Origin of the sequence: Acetobacterium sp. K1/6 (assembly GCF_034438075.1) — a bacterium.
Classification (GTDB): Bacteria; Bacillota; Clostridia; order Eubacteriales; family Eubacteriaceae; genus Acetobacterium; species Acetobacterium carbinolicum.
In genome coordinates, this window is record NZ_JAXQGA010000004.1 from 180,600 (window position 1) to 194,826 (window position 14,227).

13 protein-coding genes are annotated in these 14,227 nt (G+C 41.2%); 1 reads left to right on the forward strand and 12 read right to left on the reverse strand.

What is annotated here, in order from left to right; translation table 11 throughout:
* Positions 1-7 precede the first annotated feature (7 nt).
* The 5 genes from U2P91_RS05115 to U2P91_RS05135 all read right to left on the reverse strand — a co-directional run bounded on the left by U2P91_RS05115 (position 8) and on the right by U2P91_RS05135 (position 5,178).
* Positions 8-1,195: an MFS transporter gene (locus U2P91_RS05115; protein ID WP_111888406.1), complete on the reverse strand. Its 1,188-nt coding sequence runs from the start codon at positions 1,193-1,195 to the stop codon at positions 8-10.
* Positions 1,196-1,296: 101 nt separating this feature from the next.
* Complete coding sequence (locus tag U2P91_RS05120; RefSeq protein WP_322519186.1) at positions 1,297-2,274, reverse strand: uroporphyrinogen decarboxylase family protein; 978 nt, start codon at positions 2,272-2,274, stop codon at positions 1,297-1,299.
* Positions 2,275-2,340: 66 nt separating this feature from the next.
* Positions 2,341-3,429, reverse strand: a complete 1,089-nt coding sequence (locus U2P91_RS05125; RefSeq protein ID WP_322519187.1) for a uroporphyrinogen decarboxylase family protein — start codon at positions 3,427-3,429, stop codon at positions 2,341-2,343.
* Positions 3,430-3,511: 82 nt separating this feature from the next.
* The gene (locus tag U2P91_RS05130) at positions 3,512-4,498 is read right to left on the reverse strand and encodes a uroporphyrinogen decarboxylase family protein (RefSeq protein WP_026393361.1); all 987 of its coding nucleotides are present in this window, start codon (positions 4,496-4,498) and stop codon (positions 3,512-3,514) included.
* 50 nt (positions 4,499-4,548) lie between these two features.
* A complete protein-coding gene (locus U2P91_RS05135) occupies positions 4,549-5,178 on the reverse strand; it encodes a corrinoid protein (RefSeq protein ID WP_026393360.1) in 630 nt (209 codons plus the stop codon).
* A 168-nt stretch (positions 5,179-5,346) separates the two neighbouring features.
* On the opposite strand from U2P91_RS05135, the gene U2P91_RS05140 reads away from it, so the two are divergent.
* Entirely contained in the window at positions 5,347-6,006 is a 660-nt protein-coding gene (locus tag U2P91_RS05140) for a helix-turn-helix domain-containing protein (protein WP_322519188.1), read from the forward strand.
* A gap of 154 nt (positions 6,007-6,160) precedes the next feature.
* On the opposite strand, the gene U2P91_RS05145 is transcribed toward U2P91_RS05140, so the two are convergent.
* The 7 genes from U2P91_RS05145 to U2P91_RS05175 form a co-directional block, all read right to left on the reverse strand.
* The gene (locus U2P91_RS05145) at positions 6,161-6,685 is read right to left on the reverse strand and encodes a macro domain-containing protein (RefSeq protein WP_322519189.1); all 525 of its coding nucleotides are present in this window, start codon (positions 6,683-6,685) and stop codon (positions 6,161-6,163) included.
* 142 nt (positions 6,686-6,827) lie between these two features.
* A complete protein-coding gene (locus U2P91_RS05150) occupies positions 6,828-7,862 on the reverse strand; it encodes an amidohydrolase family protein (protein WP_322519190.1) in 1,035 nt (344 codons plus the stop codon).
* Between the two features lie 3 nt (positions 7,863-7,865).
* Positions 7,866-8,588 (reverse strand): TetR/AcrR family transcriptional regulator, encoded by a 723-nt coding sequence (locus U2P91_RS05155; protein ID WP_322519191.1) that lies wholly within the window; start codon positions 8,586-8,588, stop codon positions 7,866-7,868.
* A 79-nt stretch (positions 8,589-8,667) separates the two neighbouring features.
* Positions 8,668-11,034: an ABC transporter permease gene (locus tag U2P91_RS05160; RefSeq protein ID WP_322519192.1), complete on the reverse strand. Its 2,367-nt coding sequence runs from the start codon at positions 11,032-11,034 to the stop codon at positions 8,668-8,670.
* Between the two features lie 2 nt (positions 11,035-11,036).
* Entirely contained in the window at positions 11,037-11,795 is a 759-nt protein-coding gene (locus tag U2P91_RS05165; RefSeq protein ID WP_322519193.1) for an ABC transporter ATP-binding protein, read from the reverse strand.
* 173 nt (positions 11,796-11,968) lie between these two features.
* Positions 11,969-13,273, reverse strand: coding sequence for a HAMP domain-containing sensor histidine kinase (locus U2P91_RS05170; protein ID WP_322519194.1), 1,305 nt, complete (start codon positions 13,271-13,273; stop codon positions 11,969-11,971).
* A 47-nt stretch (positions 13,274-13,320) separates the two neighbouring features.
* Positions 13,321-14,043: a response regulator transcription factor gene (locus U2P91_RS05175; protein WP_322519195.1), complete on the reverse strand. Its 723-nt coding sequence runs from the start codon at positions 14,041-14,043 to the stop codon at positions 13,321-13,323.
* Between the last annotated feature and the right edge of the window lie 184 nt (positions 14,044-14,227).

The window sequence follows — 14,227 nt, forward strand, 5'->3', positions numbered from 1 at the left end:
ATTGTGATTAATTGGTTCCTTCTTTTGATCCTACGATTCCAGACATTGGATTCAAGAATATAAACAGAATTCCAAGAATTGCCAAAATCATCATTCCTGCAAGGATCGGTCCCTTAAGGGCATCGCCAGTAATTAATGTCGTCATCGCGATCCAGTAAGTTGATAAAAATGCAAATAGATTCATTGCCGCTAGAATAATCGATGTTGCAAGAGCCTGTTGTGAAGATTTTATGATCATACTGACAATCATGAAAACAGCTGGCATACCGATTGAAAATGCAAAACCCGCCAATGCTGTTCCAATCGTAACTAACACAACGTTTCCGCCGAATAAAACCATTGCCATTCCAATAGCGGCTGCAAATAAACCAATTGAGAGAATATATTTTTTTGTTGCTTTAAAGATCTGACCAAATACAGCACCTGCGGCCATTCCGCCAATTGTATAAAATGCCAGAACAACGCCTGCCGTCGTTGAATCCCCTAAATTACCGGCTTCTAACAATGATGACATATTAACCAGCAGTGGATAGATCAGCATGACGGAAAATCCAAATACGCCTGCTACCACCCATAATTTTCCGGGAATTTTTTCTTTCGTTATTACTTTTCCTGCATCAATCGCGCCATTCTGTTTAGGCGGTTCGGGCAAAAAGAAGATTACGGCCAGCAGTGAAATAATACCAAGTGCATGTGGTAAAAAAGCAAAATTCCATCCAAATCCTGCACAAAATCCGCCCAAAAATTGTAGAATCATACCACCAATATTCATTAGAAGTGTAACCATACCCATCATTGATGCTACTTTATCACCTTCATAAAGACCCATCGCTAGAGCATTCGGTAATGGTGAAATAATACCCAGACCGATACCAAAAACTGCACGTTCAATGAGTACCACCGTCCAGCTACTCGCAAAATATGGTGCAACGCCACCAATTATAAACAGTAGTATACCTACAATAGCAAGCGTTTTGTATTTTACCTTATTGCCAGCAAGGCTACCCGCAATCAGCGTTGCCGGTATAACTGTCAGTGATGGTAAGGTTGAAACCAATAATAATGTTGTTAACGATTCTTGGGGGAAGGCTCCAAAAATTACATTAAGCGCAGGAGTAACCGTTCCTACACCCATTGTGATAAAGGCCATGGCCAATACCGCAAATCCAGATAAAGCTGATGTTTTTTGATTCATGTTCGTCTCCTTTAAGATAATTATAATTTAGTGTTTTTTTTAATTCACGATTCGAAGCGGGTATTTTTTTATCAATTATCACAATATGAAGGTATGAAAAATCATATCGATTTATGATTATAAACAGCCCGCCCATATTTATTCAGTTCACTTAAAACCCATTCCATTTTTTTCCGCGAATCTTCACTGCTACCACAGATGCCACCATCCCAAAATATCAACGCCCCGTTTTTGCCATAATCATCAATTGCTTTTTGTACCGATTCTCTTACGACTTCCTCGGATGCACCGGGAAAGGCTGCCGCTGAATGCCTGTCCCAGCCACCGGTAAGTACCAATCGCTTTCCATACTTTTCTTTTTTCTGCCTAAGACTTTCATTTGGCTCGGGTAGCTGACAAATATCCACTCCAATTTCCAAAAACGCGTCGATCAGGAATTGACAGTTTCCACAACAATGAAATTCTGCTAGTGCACCAATCTCATGAATGGCATCAATGATTTTTTTAAAATAGGGTTTATAAAGCGATTCCCAAATTTCCTTTGAAATAAAAGGTCCGTTAGCAGCCGCTAAATCATCGCCTGTAAATACAATATCCGGATGAATATATGCTCCAAAATACTTGACCACCTCAACCAGAAAATCCGTTATCGCCGAAATAAACGCTTCCAGTTCTTCCGGTTCTTCATAAATTGCGCAAAGACCATCCACCCACCCAATCATATCGATCGGAATCAGAAAGATCCCATTGGTATTAAGTATGGCAATATTAACCTTTTCCGGATCACTCATCGATTTGAAACGTTCTGCCATTTCTGGCCAGTCGAGTTCCGCCACCTTTGGAAACTTGACCGTCTCACGCCACTGATCCAAATTTTCCATTGCCCGCCATTTCTCATCAGGCATACGGCCTGCGTCATTTTCCACCCAGCGTATGTTGCAAAAGTCAGTTCCTCTCTGAGGGTCAACTTGCATCCAGAAATCTGGCAGAAACACATTGCTGTCTTCAGCAAATGAAGGTACCCACAATGGTTTTTCTCCATGAGCAGCCATCAAATAATTCTCACGTTTACTAATCATTTTCGCTTCTCTTTTCACCCTTTTGGCTTCGCAACGATTATCTTAACTGATTCATTGCTGTTAATCTTACTCACTCAAGTATTTTCGACTTTCTTCGTATAAGGCTTCTCTTGTTTTGATGTGAATTGCATAATCACCCGAAAAAACGGGTTTTTCTGGGATTGCCCCGGCATATTTTTTAACAAATTCTCTTCCCGTCTCAATTGCCGCTGCTTCATCAACATCTATTGGTACCTGATGGTATGCACCTAACATGATCTTGCCCCCGAACTGTTTATACAAACTGCCAAAATCATTGATTTCTTGTGGTGTCCATGCATCCACGCCTGCTTCAATCATAGCTGGAACCAGCTTTCCACTTTTACCGCAATTGTGTAATTCAACAAAGAGTCCCAGTTCATGGGCATAATCAACAACGTCTTTCAAGTGCGGAACGATTAAGTTGCGGCATGCTTCCAACGAAAAGAAGGAATTTTGTGAAGTTCCCCAATCGTCATGAAAATAAATCACATCAGCATTAAAATCGACCTGATAGTGTTTTATCATTTTTTTGTATATTTTGACACATTCTGCAAAAAAATCATGAACTGCATCTTCAACTTCATCATCAATCATTGTTATTGCTGCATTTTCAAAATCCAGTAGTGAGATCAATCGTTCGAAAAACCCTGTGAATATCCAGGCCTGAACTAGATTAGAGCTATTATATGCATAGTCTTTATTCCGTTTTGCGCTTTGAGCCCAATCCCACGAGTCAACATCCGGCAGGATGATTTTATCTCGCCACTCGGATATATTTCTAAGTGTTGGGTTTCCCGGTATTACCATCGATCCCATCGCTGAAGGTTCATAAACCCACTCAACACCAAAACAATCTTTTCCACCTTTTTGGCTGTCATCCATATAATCACCCGATTCAGCGCTAACGATAAAGCCTCTGGCAATTGCATCTGGATAACAAGCTGGGCATAATGTAGTAAGGTCATAATAATTTGGCAACCATAGCGGTTTTTCACCTTTGTATAGAGCCTTGTAGTTCTCTTTTGGTGTAATTGGCGTATTATAGATTGGCGTTGCCGGTACTCCCGGAAATAGGCTTGGATACTCACCCGTTGGTTCTAATTCAGCTTTTGAAAATTCTACTCTTTTTATCATACTCTTCCTCTTCAAATTATTTATTTCACATAATAACGAATGCGATTGAGTGTTTTACGTATCATCATCTTTAGGGATAATGCTAGAACATTTCTTTACTCATTTTATCAATCTGCTTATCTATTTCTTCATATACTCCTGGAAAATGACTCATTGCCCCGCCGTGAGTTATACAAGGAATATAGAACGACTTACCATTCGCTTTGCAAGCACGCTCGACATCCTCTGCAATTCTTTCAGGTGTCCAATCCGGGAAATCCAGTTCGCCGCTATGAAGTCCACCCATAAAGGATATCTGACGACCATAATTATTAATCAGTTCTGGAATATTGTTTGTATTCATAACTCCCTGAAAAATATCGATACCCATCTCAATCATTGCTGGAACGAGGTTTGCAGCATAGGAATCACTATGGTGAACAATCAGCTCCACCCCGTTGGCTTTATAATAACCGTAGATTTTTTTGTACGCCGGTACGAAGAACTCTTGGAACATTGACGGAGAAAGAAATGAAGATATCTGACTACCCCAATCATCATGGTGGAAAAGAGCATCCGGATGGATCCGATCGATTAGTATTTCAGCAAATTCCAATTCAAATTCTGTAATGTAATTAATCAGTTCATGCATTGCTTCCGGTTCTTCATAAAAAGCCATTAATGAATTCTCCATCCCCATCATGTGATGAGTCATTTCAAATAATCCCGGAGCATACATTGCCGTAACAAACTCTTCATTTCGATTGATTGCATTGGCATGCGCAATCGCCGGTGCCCAAGATTCATCATCCGTTGGTATTAAAGGCTTCTTTACATATTCCTTCCATTTTGTAATGTCTTTTATGACGAGATGTTCTTCATCATGTACTGGGAATCCACCAATTTGTCCTTCCATAAATGTCCATGTAATTCCCCAGATATCTTTGCTGGTTGGACCTGGCATCATCGGAATACCCGTCATCTGGAATGCCGCTTCAAAAATCATATTAAGAAATTCATACTGTTTTACAAAGCGGTCCGGTTTACCGCCCTTTATAGTCTCTAATAAATTTTGTTTTTTTGTAAGCATTCTAATTCCTCCTGTTAAAATTTAAAGATGCACTTCTCATCAACATAATCTTAAACACTGATGATTTCTTTTGCTTTGACAGCGGCACTGCCGGCATCTGGTGCAAATCCATCGGCTCCGATTTCTGCCGCATATTCCGGGGTAACCGGTGCACCACCAACAATTACCTTTTGATCAGGATAAGCAGCTTTGATGGTTTGTACCGCTTCTTTAAGTGCCGGCATAGTTGTGGTCAAAAGACCCGAGCAGGCAACTAGTGTTACCCTTTCGTTTTCTTTGATTGCTTCAACAAATTTTTCTGCTGGTACATCGACCCCAAGGTCAACCATGGTAAATCCAGCGCTCTCGATCATCATAGCAACCAGATTTTTTCCGATGTCATGTAAATCGCCAGCAACCGTGCCAATAATGCAGGTTCCCAATGAAGTTTCGCTATCCCCTGCTAAAAGTGGTCTCAAAACGTCGACGCCTTTTGCCATTGCTTTAGCAGCTATGAGCATCTCCGGTACGAAAATTTCGCCTTTAGAAAATTTGTCTCCGACAACACCCATAGAATCTACCATTGCCTGGAGGATCATAGCAGGTGTACTGCCTTCATCTAAAGCTTCTTGTACCAGAGCCGGTACGAGTTTGGTTTTTCCGATTTCTACCTTTGCTTTTACTTCTTCAATTTTTGACATTTTCTTTCTCCTTACCTTTATTTGCTGAACATGTTCAATTTTATGTGTATTGTAACGCTTTACGATTTTATTGTCAATAAAATTCTGAACATGTTCAGCTCGTTTTCTTTTGAAAAAAAATACACTCTTTGATATAATGTTAAAAAATCTATCATTACAGGAGCATCCATGTCGACTCAACGTGAAAATATCTTAACTACGGCAACTCAATTATTTTATGAACACGGTTATGATGATACCTACTTTTACCAAATAGCCGAAGTTTTAAATATAACGAAATCTTTGATTTCTTATCATTTTAAAACGAAATCTTCATTGGCCAAAGAAGTGACAGAAACTTTTTCTGTTAGAAACAAAAACATCATTTCTTTTAAACTCTATCAGACATATTTTTGCAACAATAAATTTGATTTACAATTAAGTACGGCCATTGAAATAAGGCTTTCGACAGCTTTGATTTTGCAGGATCCAAAAGTTTCCCGCTATATTAGAGAAAGTGCTGATGGACACTATGAAGATATGTTTACACCACACTATAAAAGTTTTTATAAAATCCACGACCGCCAATATCACCTTAACATCAACCGTCAAAATGATGAAATCAGCATGCTGGCAAGGGGTGCTACCGCAGCATCTCATGCGATCATAATCGATTTTATTAATAATATGCTAAAGTGTACTTTGGAAGAGTGTCTTGATTATATCGTGCAAATGAATTTTCGGTTTATGCGTGTTGATGAAAAAAGAATTGCCGAAGTAATTAAAAAAAGTAAGGAAGTTATTGATAAAGTTGGCTTTGAATTCAAGCCATACTTTATTATTGAATAATTCAATAATAAAGTATGGGCGTGTTTTAAGTTCTGTATATTTAATCGCAAAAAATACTAACAGCAATAGCACGATGCTATATACTGTTAGTATTCGTTTTTAATTATTCTTATTCTTCCTCTGTTCAAAGTCTGCTTCAATTTCTGCCTTCCAGCTAGCTGGTATGGGGGTTACTAGCCCGCATTTCGCAAACCACATCGTTGACGACGAAGGCCTTTTTATCAAAAACCACCAGATAAACCAACATCTCATGTTCCCGCAAAAATTCCGCGATGGCTGCCACCGCAATCTTTAAGGCCTGATCCTTGGGATAGCCATAGATGCCCGATGAAATCAGCGGAAAGGCAATCGTTTTACAATCCTGTTTCAGCGCCAGCTGCAGGGAACTGGTATAGGCCCGATGCAGCAGCCTGGCCTCGTTGGCACCACCGCCCTGCCAGACCGGCCCGACGGTGTGGATGATGCGCTTTGCCGGTAACCGATAACCGTCGGTGATCACCGCCTCACCCACCGCGCAGCCACCAATCCGGTCACACTCCGCCTGGAGCTGGTCCGCCCCGGCCGCGGCAAAGATCGCGCCGCAGACGCCGCCGCCCATTTTCAGACCAGTGTTGGCGGCATTGACAATAATGTCCACCATCATTTTAGTAATATCGTTTCGGATGATTTCAAATGGCATATCTCAAGCACCACCCCTTCATTATTTCAATCCTAATATTTCCAATCATTTTTTTATTATATCAGAGTGCTCGATAAAATTAATCCCTTCTTGAAAAAAAGCCATGATGCCGCAAATGGCATCATGGCTTTGAATAATTATCTTATGCTTGATTTAGTAGTCTTTTAGCATTTTTACTTAGTATATGATCTTTTGCTTCTTTATTTTCTGCCGTCGCCATTAGTACGCGCGAAAGGGTGATTGCCTGGGGTAAGGCCGGCCAGTCTGAGCCAAATAACAACTGTTCATAACCGACCTCATCAATTAAATACTTGATGCTATGCTGGGATTGGCTTGACACTTCTGCATAAGTTGCCGGAAATCTTTTTAAATATTCGGCGACACGTTTATATTCGCAGACCCCGCTATGTCCGAAGATAAAGACAAAATCTTTTGGCATTTCCTCAAGCAGACGACCAAATAATTCGACCCGGGTTGACCTTAAAAACTTCCATAGCAATTTAGAGGTCCTTTCCTGATCCACCGGAATTGACCCGGTATGCAAGATAACCGGCAATTCTGCTTCATGACAGGTTCTAAACAGCCTTATTAACGGCTTGAAATCATTTTTAAGCTCAATATCTGATATCTTTAGTTTAAAGCCTTTTGCACCAAGGGCTTTGTATTTTACTATTTTTTCCTCCATCTCCGGATCATCAGGATGAACCGAACAAAATGCTATAAAGCGGTTCGGATAATCGGCGACAATTCTCAGGGCCTCTGGTGAACAATCGCATTTTTTTGTACTTAATGGTAGCACCACATTGATGCCAATCTTATTATCCGCTTGAGACTTAAAACAATTATCATAAGTCCCGCCTTTTTTCATGTCCTGCAGCACCGCATAGGCATTTTGTGCATAGTGAAATATTGGCATTATGCCTTTCCTATTAATATTTAGTTCTTCTTTTGTCCAGTAAGGCACTGAAAAGTCTGTTTTTTCAATTGGCGGAAGCGTCGGAAATGTAAGTTTATTTCCTTTTGACTTTGGATTACTATGCTTAATCGGCAGAACATTGCACATATGCGTATGAAAATCGATGATTTCCAGGTCCTCATCGGTATCAATGACAAACTCACCGGATTCATTTAGTTTTAGGTATTTTTCAGCTTGAACTAACTCTTGCCTGGTTAACATGGTCTATTCTCCCTTCTTATTTTCCCCTCCTGATTCGGTCTGTATCCCTTCAATGACAACGTCCAATATCCGCCTCCCTAAGTCTTTAATGCTTGAGCCAGCGTTTTGATAAAATTCGATATTTGCCAGACCTTGGGTAACGATGTAAGCAACCATTTCGACATCCAGGTTTTCCCGTAATTCCCCTTTTTTTATATACAATCGGATCACGTCCGCAAGCAATTGATAACTTTTGGGAAATTCATTACTTAGTATTTTCTTTCTAATTTCTTGCGGGCATTCATTAATAAAACGATTTTTTAGCTCTAAAATTCTTAAATCCTCATTTCCAAACTGATTTCCTGCTTCAAGCAGTAACATAACATAGGATTTAAAATCCAATTGACTACTTCTATCTTTTAATTCCTCAAGGTTATTTTTTTTTGAGTTTCCAATTTGGCTAAACAAAAAAATGTACACATCATCTTTATTTTCAAAATATTGGTAGAAGCTTCCCTTGGGAATTTCTGCTTGTTTAACAATCTTATTAATGGTTACTTTTTCATAATGATTTTGAGCAAATTCATCAATCGCAACGGCGATGATCTTGTCTTTCTTTTCCTCCGGTAAGTTAAAAAATGTGCTTTTTGGCATTAAAATTTTCCCTCCACGCAAATCATGACCATTAGTCATGTGACTTATGGTCATAATAGCATATCGGTCCTCGTTTGTAAATACATTTTTCATCAGGAGCATCACGCTGCTGTTTCCTGGGATTTCCTAGTCACATATGAGAATATCAGTACTTCTCATTTACGTTAGTTTTTTAGTCCGTTGTTTCTTCAAACATCTTGCAGGGGCTGATTTTTCTGATCTTGCCGGAAACAATCAGTACCGTCGCCAGCCCGATCAAGCTGATTCCGATCGGAGTAAGAAGCACCATGCTAGGATCAACATAAAAATCACAGTTAAGAATCCCGTTGGCCGAAAGCATCAAGGCCAGCAGCGGATTGGTGGTGAAATAACCAGCGACGGCTCCCACCATCGAAGCACCGATAATGACTGGCATTTCACTGATTAAAATCTGACCGATCAGCTGACTAGAGGTAAAGCCCAGGGCCTTAGAAACTCCCAGCCGGGTCCGCTCTCTTAATAGCCGTACCCGAACAACAAGAAACAAAATAAACACAATGATTACCGCAATGACGCCCAAACAGCCGACGACAACAATTTGTACTGACGCTTCAAAAGAATTGAGCATCATTTCAATGGATTCAAAATAGCTGACGCTTTGGATATTCTGATCCATGTATTGATTGTTTAGTTTGGTTACAAATTTTTCCGTATCCAGACCATCGCCCAGATAAATCATCAGATTTTTCTCCTCAAAGGACGGCACCAGTTTTTTCATCCCGGCAGTAGTGATAGCGGCTCCTTTCCCAAGCATGTTAAACTGCTGGATGATCCCGACCACCAGATATTCTCGTGTTAAACCATTGTAGTCAATGGATACCGTATCTCCCATCTTCGCACCAATACTATTTAGAACGATACTCGTGATGGCAATCTCATTATCATTTACCGGCATTCTCCCCTTCACGCAGGTATCAACCTTCAGTCGTTCATAATCTTCTGTTATTCTCGTATTCGCTCCACTTTCTTTTCCCTCATACTTAATAATACTCTCAAAGAAAGTGAGCTTGATCACCTCGTCAACACCTTGCATTTCCTCAATTTCTGCGAATATTTCCGCTTCATTGTCCGATACTGACACCTGAACATCCGCTGTTTCTAGTCCAATTAATTTTATCATGGCTGTTTGATCCACCGAAAAGTTGTAATAAGCCGCCAATGAAAATACCGTTACCAGACTCAGCAGCATGATAATGACGCCGGCAATCAAATTCTGCCTTTTGTTTTGAATCAGCATTTTTAATCCCATTGCCGGATTTAGGCTCAGTTTTGTCTGCTCCAGCGGAATTCTGTTTTTTTCGAAATGATGGGTTTGCACGCCGTTTCTCAGGGCCGTTAACGGGGTGATCCGTTTAATCTTAAAAGCACTGAAATAGGCAATTCCCAGCACCAAAATCATGACCATGCCGAGGCTGACGATAACAGCGACCGGATAGATTCCCATGGTCCAGCTCAACCCAATTGACGAGGACACCACATTGGTAATTACCGGTGAAATAAAAAATGATGCCCCTAGTCCTACGATAAAACCGACTATGGAAATGATCAGGTATTCCAGCAGCGTGGCACAAATGATCTGGTGGGTGGTATAGCCCATTGCTTCCAGGGTTCCGATATTTTTAATGTTATTCTCAATATGGGTGATGGTTGAAAACTTTATGACAATGGCTGCAATGGCTAATATAATAAGCGAGAACGACAGTAGCACCGCCATAATAATATTGATAAAAATAGCGACCCCAATCTTCATGCTTCCATATACGAGACTAAAATTGCCGTTGCCATCTGGGATAAGGGTCCTTGTTTTTTCGATATATTGCGATTCAAAGGCTTCGGCATCATTGATATCGTCCAGAATTACAGCACTATAACTAACCGTTAAGCCAAACTCCGGTTGTGCGATTAGTTCATTAAACTGCTGATCTCCCACGAATAATTTATACATACTCACATTTGACGGACTGGCAAACATCAAATCTTCATAAAACCCGGCGATTTCAAGATCAATGCTGGCGTCATCCACCATAAATTTCAAAATGTCTCCGGTTTTGTAACCATTGGCAACCTTTAAAATATAAGGAACGACCACCCCATTTTCCGGCATTACCGCCGCCTCATCAATTAAATCCACCTGAGATATTTTACGGCTGGTATCCAAATTTAAGAACAGCGAGGAGATACTGTAAGCCTTCTCCCCGATACTCACATCCTGAAACTTAGATGCTAAGGACATAATTCCCGGTTCTCTTTCACCATAATCGTAGGTTTCACTGGCTTCATAAATGGCCTGAATCTCCTGATCGTTGGTGCCATCGGTAATCGAAACAAAATGAGCCCCATTGTTCTGGGTATTTTTTACATCGATAAAGGTTCCCAGATTTGAAAGGACGCTGATTCCCACATAGAGAAGAATGGCGGCGATGGCAATCAGAATGATCAGGGTGGCCGTAGCCACCTTGGCTTTTTTAATATTATTGGTCGCAATCATCCGAATGTTCATGGCTACCAACCCATTCTTTCCAGAAATTCGCGCAGGATTTTATGTCGTTCCGGATCGTCTTTAACATAGGTGCCGAGACTCAGCTCATCGATGATGACCCCATCTTTTAAATAAAGGATGCGGTTGGCCCGGCGGGCCGTTTTGATATCATGGGTCACCATGATGATACTCTGGCCCGAGGCGTTCACCTCGGTCAGCACATCCAGCACATTGATGGCATTGGTCGAATTAAGGGCCCCGGTGGGTTCATCCGCAAAGACGATTTCCGGGGCATTGATTAGCGCTCGAACAATCGCCACCCGTTGGGCTTCGCCGCCGGAAAGCTGAGACGGATATTTGTGATAGCACGCATCATTTAGTCCCACCTGCTGCAGCAGTTCCCTGGCCCGAGCAGCAATGGCCTTTTTGTCGCGGCTGACCAGCAGGCCTGAAATCATAATATTATCGAGCACCGTCATGGTATCATTGAGATAGATCTGCTGAAACACAAATCCGCAATGCTTACGCCGAAATACCGCCAGTTTGTCATTGGAATAGTTTGAGATCTCCTCACCTCTAAAATCAATGGTTCCCAGGCTCGGCTTATCCATCCCGGAAAGCGCATAAAGCAGGGTGGACTTTCCCGAACCCGAGCTCCCCATGATGACCGTAAAGTCTCCGCCATTAATTTCTAAGTTGAGATTTTTTAGAACATGCTGCATGATGCTGCCGTTTGAATAGGTTTTACTGAGCATTTCCGCCTTTAAAATGGTGTGCTTCATTATTTTCCTCCCGATTAATTAAATCGGTCTTAATCCCGATGATAAAAGACCATGGTCCGCTTTGGCTTTCCATGGCCCTATTATATGTCAACTGTTCTTAACCGGTCTTTTACCAACTCTTATTAAATCCTTATCTGTTTCTTAACGAGTCTTTTTTTTATAATAAGACGACCTTAAACCACCTTGATACACAACTCAACAACGAACCCATCCGCATTATAACAATGGATGCTGCCATCCATACCGGTCATAAACTGCCGGGCCAGATAAAGTCCCAGCCCAGATCCCGGGGTGTTTTGAACCGCTTCTCCAGAACCGCGAAAAAACTTTTCAAACACCAGCGGGCATTCATCGGGATTCACCCCATCCCCATAATCTCGGATTTTGACTTCCAGATACTGCTTATTTTTGTCCAGATTAAACCAAATGTCGATAGCAGTATCGGCATATTTATAAGCGTTACTGATAACATTGTCAATCACCTGCTCCAGTCGCAGCGGATCACAACAAATCAGACATTCGACCAAATCATTTTTTAAGCTGATCTTCCCAAAATGATCCATATCCTTAAACATCTGGATCAGGATAGTACTGGGCTGTTCACTCACATGAACCGCTAGCATTTCCAGTTCTTCCAGGGTTGCGTGGAAGAGATTGCTAATCAGCGCATCAATAATATCTGCTTTGGAATCGATCACGGTGATTTTTTCGATGCTTTCGGTGAGCGTCATTACCGCAGTTGACTCCGGTAAATCCTCACTTTTCACAGTTGCCAGTTTGATCTCCAGGAGCTCACAAATGGCCTTAATGGTCGCCACCGGTGTTTTAATATCGTGGGATAGTTCCGCCACCAACTCTTTTTTGCTGATATTGGCCGCATATTCTCCCTGTCGGGCCTTTTTTAGTTCTTCCCGCATCAGATCAAAACTTTCAGTGAAGGCGCCAAAGTAATTGCCTCGATCCATCGGTAGCCGAAATTCCAGATCACCATCGGCAACCTTCCGGGCAAACTGTTTCATCACTCCAAAGGGCCGAAGAACAGAAGTATACACCAACCCCAAAACCAGATAAACCATCATCAACATAATGCCAAAGGTAAAGGAGATTATTGTCAGCAGATTTGTTTTCATGACTACTTCTTCACTGCCGTTGGTTAGAAAGATGATCTTACCTAACACCTCTTGTCGGCCATCAGATGTAGTCAAATCCATGATGGTCTGACGATTCTTGATGCCATCAAACAGAAGCGCCTGATAGTTTTCATCTGCAACAAGAGTGATCCGGTAAGACATCTCCGCAATCGTACCGGATTTTTCTACCTCACCTTGGGTCCACTCTTTTTCAATCGTTTTAACAACGTGGTTAATCTCTGCGACGTTCACCTGATTAATCTGGGTGGTATTTATCGTGATGACTGCGGCTATATAAATGGCCATCATCAGTACCGTAAACAGGATAACGATATTTCTTATTTTCATCTATTTCCTCAACTGATCGTTTTGTATCTGAATAATAAAGACCAAAGCTATCCGTTTTCCCGGGTTTCAAACATATATCCGGTGCCCCAGATGGTTTTAATATATTTGGGTTGATTCGGGTTTTCTTCGATTTTCTCACGGATTTTGCGGATATGGACATTCAGGGTGCCATCACTAAAAAATGCATCTCCCCAGATCATTTTAAATAACTCGTCTTTAGCAATCACCCGGTTTTTATTTTCATAGAGGTATAAAAACAGCTTGAATTCCTTTGTTTTAAAACCCACGTCTTTTCCATCCCGATAGACTTTCATGGCATCCTTGTCAATTCTCAGGTTGCTATAGTTGTTTTTCTCTTGATCCTCAGAACCGACCGTATCGCTTCGCCCAGATTTTTTAGCCGCACCTTCATACCGCTTGATAATCACCTTTACCTTGGCCAGCAAAACACTCAGAGAATAGGGTTTTTTGATATAGTCATCCCCACCAATATTAAGGGCAATCAGAACATCATCATCACTCTGGCGGGCGCTGATAAAAAGAATCGGGATATCCGTTTTTTGGCGGAGTGCCTTACACAATTCAAACCCACTGTCATTTCCCAGATTGATATCCAGCAAAATCAGTTTAACCAGGTTGCTTTCCATGAACAAAACACAATCATTAAAATTGGTCACAAAGGCGCAGGTCACGCCAAACATTTCAAAATATTCACAGGTCGCTTTGGCAAGTTCTATTTCATCATCGACAATTAAACAGTCCCAGTTCACACTTACTCCAATCCTCCCGAAAGCATCGGGAAAGTCATCCAATTTGATTAGGTACTAATCCTTAATTAAATCATATCATTATTCTGCCGCAATTGCATCTGGTTTGAATTCGAATTACTGGCTGTTATCACTTAGATCCACTCAAAAAAAAGCATGTCCTTTGATTAAAAGAAGCATGCCTTTT